20 protein-coding genes are annotated in these 19,833 nt (G+C 38.8%); 9 read left to right on the forward strand and 11 right to left on the reverse strand.

Annotated elements, in window-relative coordinates:
• Positions 1 to 87: 87 nt before the first annotated feature.
• Complete coding sequence (locus GPW69_RS06255) at positions 88 to 1,803, reverse strand: N-6 DNA methylase (protein ID WP_074391902.1); 1,716 nt, start codon at positions 1,801 to 1,803, stop codon at positions 88 to 90.
• Between the two features lie 104 nt (positions 1,804 to 1,907).
• Positions 1,908 to 3,107: a phospholipase D family protein gene (locus tag GPW69_RS06260; RefSeq protein WP_074391901.1), complete on the reverse strand. Its 1,200-nt coding sequence runs from the start codon at positions 3,105 to 3,107 to the stop codon at positions 1,908 to 1,910.
• Positions 3,108 to 3,376: 269 nt separating this feature from the next.
• Between GPW69_RS06260 and GPW69_RS06265 the strand changes: the two genes are divergently transcribed.
• The 5 genes from GPW69_RS06265 (at position 3,377) to GPW69_RS06285 (ending at position 6,485) form a co-directional block, all read left to right on the forward strand.
• Positions 3,377 to 4,066, forward strand: coding sequence for a helix-turn-helix domain-containing protein (locus GPW69_RS06265; protein WP_074391900.1), 690 nt, complete (start codon positions 3,377 to 3,379; stop codon positions 4,064 to 4,066).
• Between the two features lie 2 nt (positions 4,067 to 4,068).
• Positions 4,069 to 4,296: a hypothetical protein gene (locus GPW69_RS06270; protein ID WP_074391899.1), complete on the forward strand. Its 228-nt coding sequence runs from the start codon at positions 4,069 to 4,071 to the stop codon at positions 4,294 to 4,296.
• A 122-nt stretch (positions 4,297 to 4,418) separates the two neighbouring features.
• Complete coding sequence (locus GPW69_RS06275) at positions 4,419 to 5,834, forward strand: Y-family DNA polymerase (protein ID WP_074391898.1); 1,416 nt, start codon at positions 4,419 to 4,421, stop codon at positions 5,832 to 5,834.
• Positions 5,831 to 6,199 carry a hypothetical protein gene (locus tag GPW69_RS06280; RefSeq protein ID WP_074391897.1) on the forward strand — a complete coding sequence of 123 codons (369 nt, stop codon included), beginning with the start codon at positions 5,831 to 5,833 and terminating at the stop codon, positions 6,197 to 6,199. Before GPW69_RS06275 ends, GPW69_RS06280 begins: the two co-directional genes overlap by 4 nt.
• A complete protein-coding gene (locus GPW69_RS06285) occupies positions 6,186 to 6,485 on the forward strand; it encodes a DUF5960 family protein (RefSeq protein ID WP_074391896.1) in 300 nt (99 codons plus the stop codon). Before GPW69_RS06280 ends, GPW69_RS06285 begins: the two co-directional genes overlap by 14 nt.
• Before the next feature lie 83 nt (positions 6,486 to 6,568).
• Here the strand turns inward: GPW69_RS06285 and GPW69_RS06290 are convergent, their stop codons facing one another.
• The 7 genes from GPW69_RS06290 to aroA form a co-directional block, all read right to left on the reverse strand.
• Positions 6,569 to 6,853: a hypothetical protein gene (locus GPW69_RS06290; RefSeq protein WP_232051790.1), complete on the reverse strand. Its 285-nt coding sequence runs from the start codon at positions 6,851 to 6,853 to the stop codon at positions 6,569 to 6,571.
• Positions 6,854 to 6,889: 36 nt separating this feature from the next.
• Positions 6,890 to 7,414 carry a GNAT family N-acetyltransferase gene (locus GPW69_RS06295; RefSeq protein ID WP_024418928.1) on the reverse strand — a complete coding sequence of 175 codons (525 nt, stop codon included), beginning with the start codon at positions 7,412 to 7,414 and terminating at the stop codon, positions 6,890 to 6,892.
• A 652-nt stretch (positions 7,415 to 8,066) separates the two neighbouring features.
• Positions 8,067 to 9,425 (reverse strand): 23S rRNA (uracil(1939)-C(5))-methyltransferase RlmD, encoded by a 1,359-nt coding sequence (rlmD, locus tag GPW69_RS06300; protein ID WP_074391894.1) that lies wholly within the window; start codon positions 9,423 to 9,425, stop codon positions 8,067 to 8,069.
• 66 nt (positions 9,426 to 9,491) lie between these two features.
• Positions 9,492 to 10,814: an LCP family protein gene (locus GPW69_RS06305; RefSeq protein ID WP_074391893.1), complete on the reverse strand. Its 1,323-nt coding sequence runs from the start codon at positions 10,812 to 10,814 to the stop codon at positions 9,492 to 9,494.
• Positions 10,815 to 10,825: 11 nt separating this feature from the next.
• Positions 10,826 to 11,653 (reverse strand): prephenate dehydratase, encoded by an 828-nt coding sequence (gene pheA / locus GPW69_RS06310; protein WP_002941297.1) that lies wholly within the window; start codon positions 11,651 to 11,653, stop codon positions 10,826 to 10,828.
• Positions 11,644 to 12,135 (reverse strand): shikimate kinase, encoded by a 492-nt coding sequence (locus GPW69_RS06315; RefSeq protein ID WP_074391892.1) that lies wholly within the window; start codon positions 12,133 to 12,135, stop codon positions 11,644 to 11,646. The genes pheA and GPW69_RS06315 overlap by 10 nt, the downstream gene beginning before the upstream one ends.
• Before the next feature lie 8 nt (positions 12,136 to 12,143).
• Entirely contained in the window at positions 12,144 to 13,424 is a 1,281-nt protein-coding gene (gene aroA / locus GPW69_RS06320; RefSeq protein ID WP_074391891.1) for a 3-phosphoshikimate 1-carboxyvinyltransferase, read from the reverse strand.
• 264 nt (positions 13,425 to 13,688) lie between these two features.
• On the opposite strand from aroA, the gene GPW69_RS06325 reads away from it, so the two are divergent.
• Genes GPW69_RS06325 through aroB form a run of 4 tightly spaced genes read left to right on the forward strand, consistent with a single transcriptional unit; the run spans position 13,689 to position 17,756 of the window.
• Positions 13,689 to 14,726, forward strand: coding sequence for a 3-deoxy-7-phosphoheptulonate synthase (locus GPW69_RS06325; RefSeq protein ID WP_024395871.1), 1,038 nt, complete (start codon positions 13,689 to 13,691; stop codon positions 14,724 to 14,726).
• 9 nt (positions 14,727 to 14,735) lie between these two features.
• Positions 14,736 to 15,761 carry a 3-deoxy-7-phosphoheptulonate synthase gene (locus tag GPW69_RS06330; RefSeq protein WP_074391890.1) on the forward strand — a complete coding sequence of 342 codons (1,026 nt, stop codon included), beginning with the start codon at positions 14,736 to 14,738 and terminating at the stop codon, positions 15,759 to 15,761.
• A gap of 45 nt (positions 15,762 to 15,806) precedes the next feature.
• Positions 15,807 to 16,676, forward strand: coding sequence for a shikimate dehydrogenase (locus GPW69_RS06335; protein WP_044763566.1), 870 nt, complete (start codon positions 15,807 to 15,809; stop codon positions 16,674 to 16,676).
• A 12-nt stretch (positions 16,677 to 16,688) separates the two neighbouring features.
• Positions 16,689 to 17,756, forward strand: coding sequence for a 3-dehydroquinate synthase (aroB, locus tag GPW69_RS06340; RefSeq protein WP_044763564.1), 1,068 nt, complete (start codon positions 16,689 to 16,691; stop codon positions 17,754 to 17,756).
• A gap of 353 nt (positions 17,757 to 18,109) precedes the next feature.
• Here the strand turns inward: aroB and GPW69_RS06350 are convergent, their stop codons facing one another.
• Positions 18,110 to 18,910, reverse strand: coding sequence for an ABC transporter ATP-binding protein (locus GPW69_RS06350; RefSeq protein ID WP_002940641.1), 801 nt, complete (start codon positions 18,908 to 18,910; stop codon positions 18,110 to 18,112).
• 12 nt (positions 18,911 to 18,922) lie between these two features.
• Positions 18,923 to 19,816 carry an ABC transporter permease gene (locus GPW69_RS06355; protein ID WP_074391888.1) on the reverse strand — a complete coding sequence of 298 codons (894 nt, stop codon included), beginning with the start codon at positions 19,814 to 19,816 and terminating at the stop codon, positions 18,923 to 18,925.
• Positions 19,817 to 19,833 lie beyond the last annotated feature (17 nt).

Here is a 19,833-nt window from a genome sequence, read left to right on the forward strand (position 1 = left end):
TTCCATTGATATTCGCACATTCAGTAAAAATATCACTATCAACAACAATATCATAGCTACAACTACAGTTTAGGTAATCAGGAACGATTACTGTGCTGTTCTTCCTCGTGAAAGTCTACGATTTTGTAATTTTTTCCAAGCTTTTCTGAGTTCTATCACAGAGTTAATCTCTAAACCAATCTTTTCAACTAATATTTTATTATCTAACTCATTTATTAGCACTTCGATATTATCACTCCCGTTTTGACGAATAAATTCGTCAATTTTATTAAATAGTATATCAATCTCAGCATCTGTTACTTTCTTAGCATCAAAAATATTCGGAAGCATTATCTTTGAGACCTCACTAGGTAATATTTCAAGTACACCTCCACCATAACTTCTCCCCTCAAGCTCTGAAAATAACAAACCAACAGTTGTATAGTAGGCAACAATTAATCTTTTCCCATCAGCATGATTTTTCAACCTAACTCTGTGCATTGTATCTGTGCTTACCGCAGATACTTCTTCTGTATTCAACATAACTTTAGGGAATTGGTAATTTCTCCTCAAAAAGAAAATATCTGGACTCCACACCGAAGGGACTTTGTACCACTCATCACGAATTCTCGTTTTATAAGAAGTATTGTGGCTATTTTCTTCTCCCCATTTTATGTAATTATTCACACCATCTTTAAATTCACTTTTTTCATATGGACTGAGATCCAATAAGTATGTTCTAGCCCCTGACTCAATATTTTCTTCCCAATCTTCTTTTTGAAATTGGACTCCCTTAATATTTACGCTTCTAGCTATTAATGGTTTACAATACTTTCTTAAGTCATATTTTTCCACAATTTCTTCATTGATACAGAAGTATGCATTATTACCTGTTGTAATTCCAACTTCACACTTAGCAACATCTGAAAATTCAACAAATTCATTACTTTGCTTAATGGTATTAATTAAGTGAATTTGTTCGTTATTTAGAAAATATCTTGTCCACTTATTAGATTCTTTATCAACATTCATAAACTCAAACTCATTTAATGAATGTTCCTGTAAATCATCTGCATTTTTAAAAGGTACAACTTTTATAGAATGTTCTTTGTCACCTTTTATTTTTTCACCAAGAAGAAGAACCACTTCTTGCTCTATATCATCAAACACTAAATCATCAAATGTAACTATGGTACATCTATTAAGTTCTGTTAGTAAAAATTTCCTCAAATCCTCTGAATACTTTACTTGTAATAATTCCGCAGGAATGACTAACCCAATTCGACTCGAACTATCCATACAACTAATACATGCTACTGTAAATGAAACCCAGGCATTGATTAATTTATTGGGCTTCATTTTGTTTTTAGTTAAAATCTCACTTTGTTCTTCTCTCTGTTCTTCAGTTAAGTATTGATATCTAATATAAGGAGGATTTCCCAAGATTCCTTGAAATCTCATCTTATCTAATCCATTCTTGTAAGCATGATAGAAATCATCATTGACCACGACATTTAATGAGTCCCCATCAACCTCTGTTTGATTTTTCTGATGCCAACCAGAAATATGATGAAACCTACTTAACTGAGCTGCTATATGAGAAGTTTCCTCATCTATTTCAATTGCAAGAATACTAGAAGATTTATCTACATTTTCAGATTTAAGACTCCTTAAAAATACTCCGTCACCTACGCTCGGTTCTAAGATCTTTTTGATATTAGTTTCTTGATTCAAAACCCACTTTGTAACAAAATCTGCTATTAATTGTGGGGTAAAATACCGTCCACTTAACTTCTCAATTGATGCATTTTCTTTTAATAACACTTTCTTCGCTCCTTTTCAAAAATCCATATATTTCACAATTTCTATTGTGTGACGATATTAGCATAGGCTTGGATTTATATCAACACATAAGAAAATTAGTAAACTTATTCACCAGTAATTTCAATTAAGAACTCATCCGTTGTTCCATCAACTTTATAAAGAGTCATTATTTTTCCTAACAGATTACGATTTTTTATAATATCTCTTGCTTCACCCCAAGATAAACTTACATTCGGTTGTTTCTGCTGATAACTCTTCGTATCGGTTCTCTCATCATATTTCAATGTTAATGTATATGGTCCATACTCAATTCCTTCTATAATGAAGTGAAATTTAGCTTCTGTAAAATAATTATATGTCGGTTTACCTTCACGATTCGACCAAATAAGTTGGTTAAACACTTCATTGTAGAAATAGCTCTGCTGATCAATATCATACGCTCCTTTTTTCATTAGCATAGAACCTGTCGAGTTAGTTCTACTATTAGAAGGAATTGTTAAATCTCTTTCTTTCAGCTCTTTGGATTTCCATACTTCACTTACTGTTCCTGATAATGTAGATGTTAAAACAGGACTTGTTTTATTAACCTTAATACCTCCATCATTATTTTTTGAATTCTTAGTTAAATTTTGCTTTTTCTTAATAGGAGTAAGTTTCATTTGTTTGACAGTCTTACTACGAATAGAAGATTTACCTAAACTAATTTTTACCCTATTAATTGTTTCGTCAATTACTCGTCCATCTGAAAGCAAGTCATCCACAAGATTATTATTATCTACTTTTAAAACGTTACTTGTGTTTACCCCATCTTCATTTTCAGCATCTACAAAAGACAACAATTGTTGATATCCTTTAAGAAAATCATCATAAAATTTTTTATCAGAATCATCGGTTAAGTCTAACTCTAAACTTACGTTATTCTCAATATTCCTATGAAAACCACCTACGGTAAAGTTAGAACTACCAATTACTGCATAAGCCCTCTCGTTTTCTTCATCAATTAATAACAATGATTTCGCATGAAAAATAGTTGTTTGCGAACCCGTATCAACGACAAAAACACTTACGCCAGTATCAACTAACGCTCTTAATCCCTGGGATGAAGTTGAACCATTTCTAATACCAATAACAGCAGTAAAATCAGTCTCCTCTTCAAGTAACTCCCGTATTTCTAACACACTGTCCTCTCTTAGAAACGCAGAATAATAAATTGCTTTGTTATGTTTCTTACACAGTGTTTCCTTAACAATATCTGCAAAACTTATATCATCTAAACGTTGAATTGAATAATCTACTTTTGCCATAATTTCTCCTCGACACAAAATATATTTTTAAAAATTATATCAAAAATCTGTAGCATTGTACAACAAAAAGCTACAGATTTATTTTAAAGAAAACAAACCAAACTCGAATATTATAACTTTAAAGGTGTTTTATATCCCGGAAAATACTACAGATTTTTATTTTAATCTGTAGAAATTCGCAATCTAAAGTCAAAATAAAAAAAATCCTTGAAGTTCAACTCTTTTTCAGGTATAATTGTTGCATAATAAAGCAACAGAGGTGATACATCATGTTTTCAGGGATTCGTCTAAAAGAAAGAAGAAACGAGAAAAAATACTCTCAATCAGAGCTTGCAAATCTTTTAGATATTAATCGAGCTTCATACAATAAGTGGGAATCAGGAAAATCTGTACCTAACCAAAAAAACCTTACTGCTCTTGCTACTATTCTTGATGTCCCCGTCACCTATTTCGAATCTGAATACAATATCGTCAATAACTATCTTCAGTTATCTCCCGAAAATCAGGTAAAAGCAGAGGAATATGTTGAGGAGATTCTTCTCTCACAACAAACCTCAAACGTCACTCCACTCTTCTCAGTACAAGTACTATCAGATATCCAACTCTCAGCTGGTCTAGGAGAAGGATTCTTTGACGAATTTGAAACTGAAACAGTCTACTCCGATGAGGAACAATACGGTTACGACATTGCTGCTTGGATTGAGGGAGACTCTATGGAGCCAATCTATAAGAGTGGTGAAGTCGCACTAATTCGTTCAAACGGATTCGACTATGATGGAGCAGTCTATGCATTATCATGGAATGACTCAGTTTATATCAAAAAACTCTACCGCGAAGAATATGGGTTCAGAATGGTTTCCCTGAATAAGGACTATCCTGAAAAGTTCATCCCTTATGAGGATGAACCAAAAATTGTTGGTCTAGTTGTAGGCCACTTCATGCCTGTAGAGGGAGTATAGTCATGAAGCTAAAGGATATTTTAGAACTTGGGACGTATGGTTTCAATCCGGACTGTAAAGTCGAAATTTTCAATATGGACAACTTTGAAGAGCGACTAGAGAATGAAGGATTCGATGAAATTCTTATTCCTCAAAATGAGAATGCTAAAATCTATCCTTACGCATTTTTGATAGAAGATTCTATTTTGATTGCTATGACCGAGGAGGATGAGAATTCCAATGAATGTTAAAGAAATGATTTACATAAAGGACGAACGCATTATCTTTACTCCCGATAAGTTCGAATACGACATCACAGACTACATTAGTGAGCTTATTGAAGAGTTAGAGAAACTCAAAAGGAGATAACCCTATGGGCTATATCGACTACTCTATAGAGCCTCAAAGTGACATAGCCTTTCTCGATATGAAGTCCTTTTACGCTTCGGTAGAGTGTGTGGATAGAGGATTGCATCCGCTCTACACATCATTATGCGTCATGAGCCGAGCAGATAATGCAGCAGGATTAATATTGGCTTCTTCTCCTATGTTTAAGAAAGTTTTCGGAAAAGCAAACGTAGGGCGTTCTTACGACTTACCGTTTGACATAAACACTCGTAAATTCAGCTACCAGAATGCGTGGAAACAGGGGATTGACGTAACACCAAAGTATAAATCTTTCATCGAACACTGGGCAAAGCGTACACTTATTGTTCCTCCACGCATGGACAGATATATTGAGAAGAATTTAGAGATTCAGCATATCTTTCAAGACTATGCCGCTCCAGATGATATTCTCCCCTATTCAATCGATGAAGGCTTTATTGACCTTACTAGCTCACTTTCTTACTTTATTTCTGATAAGTCAATGTCAAGGAAAGGTAAGTTAGATAATGTTTCGGCTATGATTCAGAGAGATATTTACCGTAAAACAGGTATTATCTCAACTGTGGGAATGAGTAATTCCAACCCTCTCCTAGCTAAACTAGCTCTTGATAATGAAGCTAAGAAAACCGCTACAATGAGGGCTAACTGGTCATACCAAGATGTAGAAACTAAGGTATGGTCCATTCCGAAATTAACCGACTTTTGGGGAATTGGTAGTAAAACCGAGATTCATTTACAAAAACTTGGTATTCATTCAATCAAAGAACTGGCCAATTTCAATCCTGATATTCTCAAAAAAGAATTCGGTAAAGTCGGTGTTCAGCTATGGTTTCATGCTAATGGTGTTGATGAGAGCAACGTCCATGAACCCTATAAACCAAAATCACGAGGATTGGGTAATTCTCAAGTACTTCCTAGAGATTACAGAACCCAAAGAGAAATTGAAATCGTATTAGCTGAAATGGCTGACCAAGTTGCTAACCGTCTTCGCTCGGCACATAAAAAAGCTACTGTCGTTTCTATTCATATTGGCTATTCTAGAACTGAGATGAAAAAATCAATTAATGCTCAGAAAAAAATTGACCCAGCAAATCTTCCAAAAACAATGGTTGGTCATGTACTTGAATTATTCCGAAAGAAATACACCTCTGGTGCAGTGAGGCAAATCGGTGTGTCTTATGGTGGCTTTGTAGATGAAAACTTTACTCTACTGTCACTTTTTGATGATGTAGAACAAATTGAAAAAGAAAATAGACTTCAGACAGCAATTGATGTTGTCAGAGAACAGTTTGGCTTTTTAGCTATTCAAAAAGGAACCGTCCTAACCGAAGGTTCCAGAAATATTGAACGCAGTAAACTTATCGGCGGTCATTCCGCTGGTGGATTGGAGGGATTAAAATGATTGATCGTTCATACTTGCCATTTCAGTCAGCAAGAGAGTACCAGGATACAAAGATGCAAAAATGGATGGGCTTTTTCCTATCTGAGCATACATCAGCACTCTCAGATGATACAAACAAAGTAACGTACATGTCAGATTTGTCACTAGAGAAGAAATTATTACTCCTCAGCCAAGTATACGCTGGACAGCTACACACGCGCATTTATGTGATTGAGAAAAACAAGCATGTTTCCTATACTGGGACTATACCAAGTCTGACCAAAGATTTCATTTTGATAAAAACTACAACAGGTCACATCAATTTGAAATTGAAAGATATTATGAGTATTGAACTTGTTGAGGAGGTGCATTATGAATCAGCTTGAGTTTCAGCGTAATCACCTGCAAATGGACTATTACAGCGAGAGCTACCAAGATTTTGAACGTGACTTCTACCGCTACTCCAACATGAATATTCCATTAACCTTCCTGACCGATGATATCCTCAAAACAATGGCGACTTCACGTAAGAATTACTTTGTCCTGAATAAAGAGAAGTCTAAAGATAACCGCGATCACTTCTTCCTATTTGAGATAAGTACCATAGATGAGAATCCGCTAATCTACCGCTATTCTTACAAGAATACAACAACTTACTTAGCACAAAAATAGGAGCAGTTCGATTTACTGTTCCCATTTTTTATGATATAAAAATTTGATTAATCAATAACTGTCGACCCAAGTCTCCCCAGGTCCTAGATCAAAACCATTTTCTTTTGCTGTTGCAATCTTCTCAGGGGAAGGTTTCCATCCAATAGGTAGTTTCCTGATATGTTTTCTTTTAAATTTTTATGACCTACCTGAACAATACCTTTTTGCTCCCCAACAGGTTTTGAAAAAGAAAATGCTCCCCTAGTTTTTGCCCGACAAACTTGTATACCCATTACCTTTGTATCCTTATTAAAAGCAACAAGTACATGTGCAGGGTATTCTAAAGCTTGGACAATTCCTTTACTAAATGTAACAAAGTTCTTGTTCACCGTCATGCTATAATCTGATGAGTAACGTATTACGAATTATTTCTTCAAATCTGTAATCAACATTCCAAATACGAAGCTATCTGTCCATTCACCCTTATTCCAATAATCCTTTATGAAATGTGCTTCCTGTCTCATCCCAAGGTTTTGACATAATTTTTTAGAGGCTATGTTTCTAGCATCTAAATTTGCTTGAATTCTATGAATATTATATTCAGCAAATAATTTTTTTATTACGGCTTCAACCGATTCATTTGCATAACCTTTCCCAGAAAATTTTGGGTTAAATACAAATCCAATCTCTACAGTTTGTTTCATGCCTGTATACCAAACGGATATATCACCAATAACCTTTTTATCCAATACTACAGCAAGATTTAAGCTCGAGTTCTCCTCTAATTTGTTATTTTTAATTTTCTTTTCGAACTCTTCTTTATCTTCAGTATTCCATTCATCTTCTAAAAGGTATCTACATACATCTGCATCAGTATAAATTTCAAAAGTATCTTCGATATCATCTGATCTAAACGGTCGTATATTTAATCGCTTTGTGTTCAATATCATTTATCTTCTCCTGCTGTTTTCCCATTAATTTTCTACATCTTAATTATACTAAAATTCTGCGCTATTATATCATACCCTCAAAGTCTTTTACCAATCACAAAAAGCCATATCAAATCTTTCAAAAGTACTTTGTTTTCCGCAATTAGTGCAGTTTGTTTTTGTTAAAAAAATTGTTGTCATTCTACTTTTCCTCTTCATCATTAATAAGTAAGCAACTTGCTCTCACTTATTATATTCGCAAGTCAAAATAAATTTTCGAATTTTTTTCAAAAAAAGTTAAGTTGTATTGTATCAATTTCAGAACTCACACTTCATTCGCCCATTCAGGCGATATTAGAGGTGGGTACGTTTTCTATTCCCACAAACTCCTTGTCAATGGAAACAAACACGTCCCCACAGGGTAAATGGAAATAGAAACTGAAAATTTCTAGCTATCACTTCTACACACTCCAAAAAATTCCTCACTCTGATACTTCCCCACCTCAATACAAAAAGCCTTGTCTCCAAGGCTTTTCATTATCCCTTTCGTTCAAAGGTTTCTAAGCTTTTACGAGCAGTCCAACACACTCTATATGATGCGTATTTGGGAGTTCCAAGGTCCTGTGGACCTTGGAAGCAGCTTGCCCAAAAACGAGAGAGCAAGCTGGACAATCTAGTTGCGTTTTTCCAATAAACTCACAACTTCTATGTGATGCGTATTTGGAAATAAATCAGTCGGCTGTACCTTCGTCAATTTGTACCCCGATTCCTCATAAAGTTTAATATCACGCGCCATGGTTGCCACATTACAAGAGATATAAACGATTTTCTCTGGTTTTACAGAAGTACTTGCTTTGATAAAACTTTCTGTCAAACCTTTTCGTGGTGGGTCGACAAAAATCACAGTTGGCTTGACTCCATCTGCCACCCATTTTTGCATAGCGGATTCTGCACTATCACAGACATAGGTAACATTATCAATCCCATTTCGAGCAGCATTCTTCTGACTATCAAGGACAGCCTTTTCAACGACTTCTACACCGTAAACATGCTTAACTTGTTTTGCAAAGGAGAGACCAATTGTCCCAATACCTGAATAGGCATCAATCACGACATCATCTGCCGACAATTCTGCAAAGTCAATGGCGGTCTGATAGAGTTTTTCAGCCATTTCAGTGTTGACTTGGTAGAAAGACGGTGCAGAAATTTCAAATTCATTGCCCAACATGGTATCTGTAATAGTTTCACTGCCATACAAAAGACGGAATTCTTGACCGAATATAGTATTGGTATTCTGGTCATTAATATTCTGAACGATAGAAACAAGATTTGGAAATTGGCTTGTCAAACGCTCAACAAGGTTTTCAACACGGAAAATCTTCGGACGAGTCGTAACTAAAACTAGCATCAACTGACCTGAATAATGACCACGACGAACAACAATATTTCTCACAAGTCCTGTCTGTTCTTTCTCATCGTAAGGCTTCAAGTCTAATTTTCTCAACAGGTCACGTGTCGCTAGAACCAAGGCATCAATTTCCTTATGTTGAATGTAAAAATCCTCAATCGGAACTAAATCATGTGAATTTTTTCGGAAAAATCCTGTTTCTAACTGCCCATTCACACGACGAACAGGAACAGCTGCCTTATTGCGATAAGCAAGAGGATTGTCCATTCCCAAAGTATCTGCTACTGCTATTTCTGGCAGACCTGCAATCTTACGTAGATTATTCTCAACTTGTTTTTTCTTAAAAGCTAGTTGGGCTGGATAAGTAAGATGTCCCAAGTCAGCAATACCTGTTCTTAGATAGGTCAAATCCAAGTCCTGATTACGGTCTGGCGAGAAGCTCTGCCATTGCTCCACCTTACCAAAACCAATATTTTTCTTAAGTTTTAAGATGCGCATGGAAATTTTCTCGCCTGGAAGAGCATTGTCTACAAAGAAGACAAAACCATCAATTTTTGCCACACCCTGACCCTCATGTGTCAAATCTACTACTTCTACTTCGACAATATCGTTTTTCTTTAACATAATTCTACTTTCTATTTTTGGACCACTAAAAAAGTGACCGAAGTCACTTCTAGTATACCATATTTCTTAACGCAAGCCTAACTCAGCCAAGCGCTGCTGGTATTTTTCAAAATCAACACGAAGAGCCATACCACCATACATATCATAGTCGTCAATCCAGTCTCCATTTTCTGGGATTGTAACACGTTCGATACCATTTGCCGCATCCAATAGAAGGCCTGGTCCCTGTAGCCACATAAAGCTTTGTGGCACTGTTGTCGGAGTCATCGCCACAACCTTACCTATAGCTTCGGAGCCAGAGAATAGTTTCATTGGATTTTTAGCCTGTGTCATAACAGCAGATAACACTTCCTGTTGACGTCTCGTACGACCAAAATCACCTTCATCATCCGAACGATAGCGCGCGTAGTTAAGCAAGGTCTTACCATCCATCTGCTGTACACCGACCTGAATCGTTTGATAAGCAGGAGCATTTTCTTCCAGCTGTAAATCATTCGGCACTTCTACTGAGCTAACGACTTCACCATTAATAGTTGAAAACTGTGCATCAATCGTTACACCCTCAGGGAAAAGTGTATCAATCGTTGTCGCAAAGGTTGCAAAATCCACCATCGCATAGTACTTGACATCGATGTCAAAATTATTCTTCAACGCCTTCCGAACTTCTTCAGCCCCTTGCTGATTATCCTGTTCTCCCAAAGTATAGGCAGTATTGAGTTTATATTCATATCCCTCAATATCCACCAAGGTATCCCGCATAAAGCTAACAAGTTTGATTTTGTTATCCGTGTTATTCACATTTAGAACCATGATGGTATCCGTTCGAGTTTCACCTGAGCTTTCGCCAACACGACCGTCTGTTCCCAAAATTAAAATATTTGTCCCATTCGATGTATCTACGCCGTTGAAGACCTCAGCTACTGGCTTCTCACTCACGCTATTCATACCTTTGAAAAAACTATAGCCCATCGCTACAATCACTAGCGCTATAGCAAGCAATACGAAACCAATAAGGCGCTTGAAACCACCCTTTTTACGAGCTTTTTTAGGTTTAGGTACTTTCGCTTTGGGCTCGATACGAGGAGACTGAAACCGTTGAGGTTTGGTTTGTCTTGCTTTTCTGGATCTACGTTCAGGATAGCGAGGCAACAGTTCCTCTTGCTCATCATCCTCTTCAAAATAATCTTCCTCGAAGTCATCTTCGTAAGCCGTTGGTGTGAAGCTACGTAGAGATTGCCTTGGACTTCCATGCCGTTCTCTCAGCTCTTTTTTATATAATAGATAATCCAACTCACGACTTTCTTTGTCATTTAAGTAGTGGATATTTTTTTGCAAATAATCTAACCTCAATTGTTCATGATGGGTTAGGATATTATTGTTTTTATTCATCTGTCTTCATCCTAGCTGGTCATATAGACCAGGTAATTCCCTAGTACTTTATAGGTTATGTCTAAACTAGTCAATTCTTTTTGAGAATAGGCTAATAATTCCTCAGACTGATTATCAAGATCCAGTATGAAAAAATACTCACCCAAAGCCGTTTTCAGGGGTCGGCTTTCTATTTTTGTTAAGCTGATTCCTCTCCATGAGAAAACAGACATGGCCTTATACAAGGCTCCTGGCAGGTTATCTGGCAATGTCAGTGCAAGACTGACTTTTTTAGCTACTTGTTCCAGTGCAATAGACGGAGCCTTATCCCCCAAAATCCAAAAGCGTGTAAAATTCTCGCTAATTTCCTGGATGTCTTGCGCAATTACCTCCAGTCCATATTCAACTGCTGCCGCTTGCGGAGCAATTGCCGCGAATGGTTGTTCAGGGTGTTCTGCCACAAAGCGAGCAGCATAGGCTGTACTAGCTGTTATTTCAATACGAGCCTGAGGAAAATGTTCCTGAATATATTTCTTCCCCTGAGCAATTGCCTGCGGATGAGAATAGATAACCTCTACAGCTTTATCGGCACTCGTGGCTAACAGTTGTTGGGCAATCGGTTGAACAATCTCTGCAACCGCATGAATCTCCGCCTGATGAAAGAGATAGTCAATCGTTTCATGAACACTACCTTCAATCGAGTTCTCTACTGGAATAACGGAATAGGTAACTTCCCCCGTTTCGTAGGCCTTGATAACCTCTGTAATCGTTTCAAAAGCCTGCAAATCCGCAGTCGGAAAGGCCTGCTGGGCCACTTGATGTGTAAAAGAACCACGAGGTCCTAGATAGGCTACTTGCATAAAATTTTCCTTACTACTTGTTCTGGATTCAGTTTATCTGTATCGATTACAGTATCGGCTAAACCTTGATAAAGTGCCATTCGTTCACGATAAAGGGCTTCAAACTCTTCCTTACTACACTGTAAAAAGAGAGGTCTTTGCGACTGTCTATCCTTACGAATTCTCTGATAGGAAACTTCAAAGGAGGCAGTAAGAAGTACATTGTCCTCCCTATTTGCCAACAGCAATTTCCTGTTTACTTCAGATTTAATCACACCACCACCAGTTGACACGATACAATTACTAGGTAAGTCCAGCAATTCTTTCAACACCTCTGTCTCCAGTTGTCTAAACGAAGCCTCTCCTTCAAGACTGAAATAGTCAGCAATAGGCATACCAATCCGTTCTTCAATGATATGGTCCATATCGTAAACGGGGAGATTTAACAAATGTGCTGTTGTTGTTTTTCCAACTCCCATAAATCCAAGTAAAACGATTGGCATACATTCTCCTAATCCATCAAACTATTTAAGTGTTCAAAGAAGGCAGGATAGCTAGTATTGATAGCTTCTGCTCTTTCCAATACAACTTCTCCATCTTTGGCCAACAAGGCGGCAATGGCAGTCATCATACCGATACGGTGGTCACCAAATGTATTGATTTCAGCACCATGTAAAGCAGTTGGTCCGTGAATAATCATACCATCTTCTGTTGGTTCAATAGTTGCTCCCATACTATTTAGAGCATCTGCAACAACCTGAATACGATCCGTTTCTTTAACTTTCAACTCCTCAGCATCACGAATAATCGTTGTTCCATGTGCTTGAGTCGCTAGTAAGGTAATAATTGGCAACTCATCAATCAAACGAGGTATCAATTCGCCTGCAATCTCCGTAGCCTTCAATTCCGACGTTTCAACTGTAATGGTAGCAGATTTTGCAAGTTCATCTATGTTAGAAAGAGTCATTTTACCGCCCATGGCTTTAATGACATCTAAAATACCAGTCCGAGTTTCATTGATTCCCACATTTTCAAGGACAATTTTTGAACCTGGTACGATTAAGCCAGCAACCAACCAAAAGGCAGCACTTGAAATATCTCCTGGAACTGTAATCTCTTGAGCAATAAACTCCTGAACACCTTGGATGCGGATTTCCTTGCCATTGACTTCCAACTGTCCACCAAACTGGACAATCATATCTTCTGTATGGTTTCGAGTCAACTCTTTTTCTACGATGACCGACTCTCCCTCAGCCTGCAAGGCAGCAAAAATCAGAGCTGATTTTACTTGGGCAGAGGCTACAGGGAGTTGGTAGCGAATTGGTTTTAAATTCTTATTCCCTTTGATGGTCAACGGAGGTAGGTCGCGTTCAGTTTGTCCAGAAATCTCTACTCCCATTTGACTGAGTGGAATAGTCACTCGGTCCATAGGACGTTTGGATAAGGAATCATCACCAAACATAGTCGCCTCAAAATCTTGACCTGCTAAAACGCCTGAAATCAAACGAATCGAGGTTCCAGAATTTCCCATATCCAAATCATTTTTGGGTGCTTGAAGACCATCAAAGCCAACACCGTGTACTTCAACAATATCACCATTGTCTTCAATTTTTACACCCAAGTCACGAAAGACCTGCATGGTTGACAAGACATCTTCTCCACGCAAAATATCGTGGACACGGGTAACACCTTTTGCAAGGGAACCAAAAATAATAGAACGATGACTGATTGATTTATCACCTGGGACACGAATCACACCCTGTAGTTTTTCTACGTTTTTTCTTAATTTCATATCCTTACCCCAAACTAGTATTACTTCCATTCTATCATATTTATTAAATATTTTCTGATTTTTATGACAATGACTTGCAAAAAAATCGATTTCCATTACATTTTTATCCAAAGTGTATGAATCAAAAATCGTTAACCTATTGTAAGTAAAATTTCTTAAATTTTCTTTATATAAAATATTCAGAATTTACTGTAAATTTCACACAAAATCATGAATATTGGTTTTAAATTCTTAAAAATAATGGTATAATTGAGAAATCTATAAATGAAAGAGGAAGACCTATTGTTTACACCAATCAGCGAAAAAATTGACATCAATCAAGTACGAGAACATTCAAAACTTTCTCCAGAAACACTTGCTAAAAAACAAGCTCGTGACCGTGAACTTGAAGCTATCTTAAAAGGTGAAGATGATCGTCTTCTCCTAGTAATTGGGCCATGTTCTTCTGACAATGAAGAGGCTGTCTTAGATTATGCTCACCGCTTGGCCAAGCTCCAAGAAGAGGTCAAAGATAAAATTTTCATGGTCATGCGCGTCTATACTGCCAAGCCACGTACCAATGGTGATGGTTATAAAGGACTCATGCACCAACCAGATACAGATGCTGCACCAAGCCTCATCAACGGAATCAAAGCAGTTCGTAACCTCCACTATCGTGTCATTACGGAAACAGGTTTAACTACTGCTGACGAGATGCTCTATCCTGAAAACCTGCCTTTGGTTGATGACTTGGTTTCCTACATCGCTATCGGAGCTCGTTCGGTTGAAAATCAGCAGCACCGCTTTGTAGCGTCAGGCATCGATGTTCCAACAGGCTTGAAAAATCCAACATCTGGTAACCTCAAAGTCATGTTCAACGGTCTTTTTGCTGCTCAGAAGAAGCAATCCTTCCTCTTCAACAATACTGAAGTTGAAACATCTGGCAATCCACTTGCTCACGTTATCCTTCGTGGCGCAGTCAATGAAAATGGTAAATACCTACCAAACTATTACTATGATAATCTTCTAGAAACCATTGAGCTCTATGACCAATTTGGCTTGAAAAATCCATTTATTATTATCGATACCAACCATGACAATTCTGGGAAAAATTATTTGGAACAAATCCGTATCGTCCGTCAAACCTTAATCAACCGTGACTGGAACGAATCCATTCGTAACTACGTTCGCGGCTTCATGATTGAATCCTACATTGAAGACGGTCGCCAAGACAATCCAGATGTCTATGGAAAATCCATCACAGACCCTTGCTTAGGCTGGGAAAAAACACAAGAACTCATCCGAGAAATTTACAACAGATAGGAAAATACTATGGGAATCCACAAACGTAGCACCAGTTTAGACATTGATAAAGTAAAGGAACTTTCCAAGTTAGAAGGAGAATTTCTAGCTGCAAAAAATCAGCGCGATGAAGAACTGAAAAGAATTATCCGAGGTGAAGATGACCGTCTGCTCTTGGTTATCGGCCCTTGCTCATCAGATAATGAAGAGGCCGTTCTAGAATATGCACGTCGTCTCTCTAAGCTTCAAGAGGAAGTCAAAGATAAAATCTTCATGGTCATGCGGGTTTACACAGCTAAACCACGTACCAATGGGGAAGGCTATAAAGGACTGGTTCATCAGCCAGATACTTCTAAATTACCAGACCTCATTAACGGAATTGCAGCCGTTCGTAATTTGCATTACCGTGTCATTACTGAGACCGGACTCACAACTGCTGATGAAATGCTCTACTCTGCCAACTACCCTCTTGTGGAAGACTTGGTGTCCTACCATGCTATCGGAGCACGTTCGGTTGAAGACCAAGAACACAGATTTGTTGCATCAGGTGTCGATATGCCAACTGGTATGAAAAACCCAACTTCTGGTAATTTGACCGTTATGTTCAATGCTATCTACGCCGCACAAAACAAACAGAACTTTATTTACCGCGATGCAGAAGTTGATACAGATGGCAACCCTCTAGCTCATGCTATCCTTCGTGGTGCCAATACTGAAAAGGGCGGTTATGAGCCAAACTACTACTATGATATTCTCTTGAAAACCATCAAACAGTATGAACAATTTGGTCTTAAAAATCCATTTATCGTAATTGATACCAACCACGACAATTCTGGTAAAAACTACCTGGAACAAATCCGTATCGTCCGTCAGACCCTCATCAACCGTGATTGGAATGAATCCATTCGCAAATATGTCCGTGGTTTCATGATTGAATCCTACTTAGAAGACGGCCGTCAAGATAGCCCTGAGGTATTCGGCAAATCCATTACCGATCCTTGCTTAGGTTGGGAAAAAACGGAAGCTCTGATTCGTGAAATTCATCAAACTGTCTAATTCTTTCCTTAATTTTTTATAGGATAAATAATTTGGAGGTAAGCTATGAACATTGATGGTTACACTCGTCTTGCTGCCGTTGTTGCAAAGCCAATCAAACACTCCATTTCCCCCTTCATTCATAATCTGGCTTTTAAGGAAACAGGGGTAAACGGTGTCTATGTCGCTTTGGAAATTCCAGAAGAGGATTTGGCTGCTACTCTTGAAAATATCAAACGCTACGATATGTTTGGCATCAATCTTTCCATGCCCTATAAACAAGCTGTCATTCCTTATCTAGATGATTTAACAGCCTCTGCACGCCTGATTGGCGCTGTCAATACTGTCATTCATCAGAACGGCTTACTAATCGGTCACAATACCGATGGCATTGGATTCTTCAAAAGTTTAGAAAAACTAAGAAGATTCCAAGTACGCAACAAGCGACTGACCATTCTAGGTGGTGGTGGTGCTTCTACTGCTATCATAGCTCAGGCTACATTGGATGGTGCAAAGGAAATTACTATTTTCTGCCGCCAACAAAGCTTGGAAAGAACACAGGCGAGTCTTACACCTATTGCTCAAGCAACTGGAGTTCCTATGCAGGTCCTAGCGCTCGAAGATAGCCAATTACTACAGGAACATATTACCAACTCCGACTTACTAGTCAACGGAACCAGTGTAGGCATGGATGGGTATTCTCAACCTGTTCCTTCTACCATTCGCTTTCCTGAAAATCTTTTGGTTGCGGATGTGATCTATCAACCATTCGAAACACCTTTATTAAAACTAGCCCAATCTCAAGGCAATCCAACTATCAATGGTTTGGGCATGCTCCTTTTCCAAGCGGCTGAAGCATTCCAAACCTGGACTGGTAAGGAAATGCCGACTGACTTGATTTGGGACCAATTAGTCCAGAAATACGACATCAAATAGAGAGGAAATCTGATGAAACTGACCGTCAATCTTCCCAACACTCCCTACGACATCCTTATCCAAAGAGGAAGTTTAGCACAGACAGGTGCATGGGTCAAAGAACTTTGGAAACCTCAGAAAATCGCCATTATTACAGATGACCACGTTGGCTCACTCTACCGTGAAACAGTCCAGTCAAGCTTAGAACAAGCTGGTTTTGAAACCATTGCTTTTGAATTTCCAGAAGGTGAAGCCTCAAAAAATCTTGATACCGTCAACCAGGCCTACGAATTTCTCGTAAAAAATGGTATGACACGAAGTGATGGAATCATTGCTCTCGGCGGAGGAGTCGTTGGCGATTTGGCAGGTTTTGTCGCTTCTACCTATATGCGTGGTATCCATTTCCTACAAATCCCAACCAGCCTAACTGCCCAAGTCGATTCTTCTATCGGGGGAAAAACTGGCGTGAACACCCCATTTGCCAAAAATATGGTGGGGACCTTCTGCCAACCAGACGGCGTTCTCATCGACCCTGATACCCTCAAAACACTCGGCAAACGAGAATTGATTGAAGGAATGGGCGAGGTTGTCAAATATGGCTTAATAGATGATGTGGAGCTCTGGGAAACCCTAGACCAATTAGACGGCTCTGTCGAGAGCATTCTGGAGCATGCTGACTATATCGTCTACCACTCCTGTGAAGTCAAACGCAAGGTTGTTGTCGAAGATGAATTAGACAACGGTGTCAGACTCTACCTCAACTTCGGTCACACGATTGGACATGCTATTGAAGCGACCGCTGGCTACGGCCAGGTCATGCACGGTGAAGCTGTTGCTATCGGTATGGTACAAATCTCACGCGCAGCTGAGAAAAAAGGACTGATGCCAGCTGGTATGACAGAAAAGATTATCGCCATGTGTGAAAAATTCGGCTTGCCGACTACACACCAACCTTGGAATGTAGATGAATTATACGCCGCCCTAACTCACGATAAAAAAGCACGTGGCAAGACCATCAAACTCGTCATCGTCCCTCAATCGGGACAGGCTGCCATCCATCAAATTCCAATGGAAGAAATGCTAGAATTTCTACAAGTATAGTCTTTTAGTTCACATCAAAAGCCGCAGGTATAACTCAATGCTTTCTTGTTTCTAGGCGACCAGCTGATGTACTTCGCTTTTTTGTTCTCAGGCTCAGGTACGAATAGTCCACTGGACTATTCGTATCCCCCAGATTGCTTGCACAGTTAATGGACTGTGCAAGGTGGGAGATAAAAGAGCGAAGCAAGTCGCTTTTGCAAAATCAGGCAAGGCGAGTTCAAACAATCCAGTAGAGTGTTTGAAGTTGGAAATAAGGAAATGGAGTTTCCTCTTACGTCGAAGTAATAAAAGTCAACTAAATGACGAGATAAGAAAAATGACTACTGATTCAAAATCATCAGTAGTCTTATTTTTTATAAAATCATCTCATCGTCAGTTAGCTTTTCACCACTGTTTTTGTAGAAAAGGTCCATCAAGTTTTGAACGGTCAAGTTCTTCTTCTCTTCTCCTTCTACATCGACAACAATCTGACCACGGTGCAACATGACCAAACGATTACCATATTCAATGGCGTTTTCCATATTATGCGTAATCATCAGAGCTGTCAACTGGTGACTCTCGACAATCTTCTTGGTCAATTCCATGACCATATCGCTAGTTTTGGGATCAAGGGCTGCAGTGTGTTCGTCCAAGAGTAGAACCTTTGGTTTAACCAGCGAAGCCATCATCAATGTCAAGGCCTGACGTTGACCACCTGAAAGAAATTGCGTGTCAACCTTCATACGGTTTTCTAGTCCCAGACCAAGCTCTTTCAAGGCTTCCTTAAAAATAGCACGTTCACTATCCTTAACACCCCAGCCAAGACCACGTGACAATCCACGACGATAGGCAATAGCCATGTTTTCTTCAATGGTCAAGCGGGAAGCTGTTCCCATCTTAGGATCTTGGAAGACACGGCTGATGTCCTTAGAACGTTTGGCTGCTGAGACATGCTTAATGGATTTACCTTCAAGCAAAATATCGCCCGAATCAACCGTCAAGGCACCTGCAAGTGAGTTCATGAAAGTTGATTTACCAGCACCATTACCACCGATAATGGAGATAAAATCACCCTCTTTTACATCTAAGTTCAACCCACGAAGGACATGGTTCTCATTAACTGTTCCAGCTTCGAAGGTTTTATGAATATTTTGAATTGATAAAATTGTAGACATGACTTCCTCCTCCTAAGCATTTCCATTCAATTTTGGACGACGAATATTCAATTTCTTCTGCAATTCTGGCACATAGAGAACGGTTGCCAGAAGGATAGCTGAGAAGAGTTTAACAAGGTCTGCATCCATACCTGGAATTTCCAAAATCGCTAAGATAATCAAACGGTAAACAACTGCACCGAGAACAACCGATAGGAGTCTCCAACCCAGGCGTAAGTTACGCAAGATAACTTCTGCAATAATGACAGATGCTAGACCGATAACAATGGTACCAGTACCTGAATTGAGATCTGCATAGCCATTATTCTGAGTAAGAAGAGCTCCACAAAGGGCAATTAGACCATTCGACAACATATAGCCGTAGATTTTCATATTATCTACATTGATACCGTTGGCCTCACTCATTGGAATGTTATCCCCTGTTGAACGAATGGCTAGACCAATTTGTGTATTGAGCAAGAGCGTCAATAGGCCCACAACTGCTAGTACAAAGACCAGACCAATGACCAAAACAGCATTGGTTTTTGTCAAACCGAAATCCTGCAATTGGGTCACCAGTGTTTCTTGTTTGAGCAGGGCTACGTTGGCCTTATCCAAAATTTTCAAGTTGATGGAGTAGAGTCCCGTCAAGGTTACAATACCGGTCAAAAGGGCTGGAATTTTTAGTTTTGTATGAAGTAAACCAGAAATCAATCCTGCACCCATACCAGCTACCATAGCCATAAAGGTTGCCAGCAAGGGATTCACTCCGTTCACAATCCCTGTCGCACAAACAGCAGCTCCAAGCGGATAAGACCCCTCAGCTGTCATATCAGCAATATCTAAAATACGAAACGTCAAGTAAACACCAATCGCCATAACTGACCAAAGCAAGCCTTGCGAGATACTTGATAAAATAATATCCACGATTTTCTCCTTTTTCT

This window comes from Streptococcus suis, from assembly GCF_902702775.1.
Classification (GTDB): domain Bacteria; phylum Bacillota; class Bacilli; order Lactobacillales; family Streptococcaceae; genus Streptococcus; species Streptococcus hashimotonensis.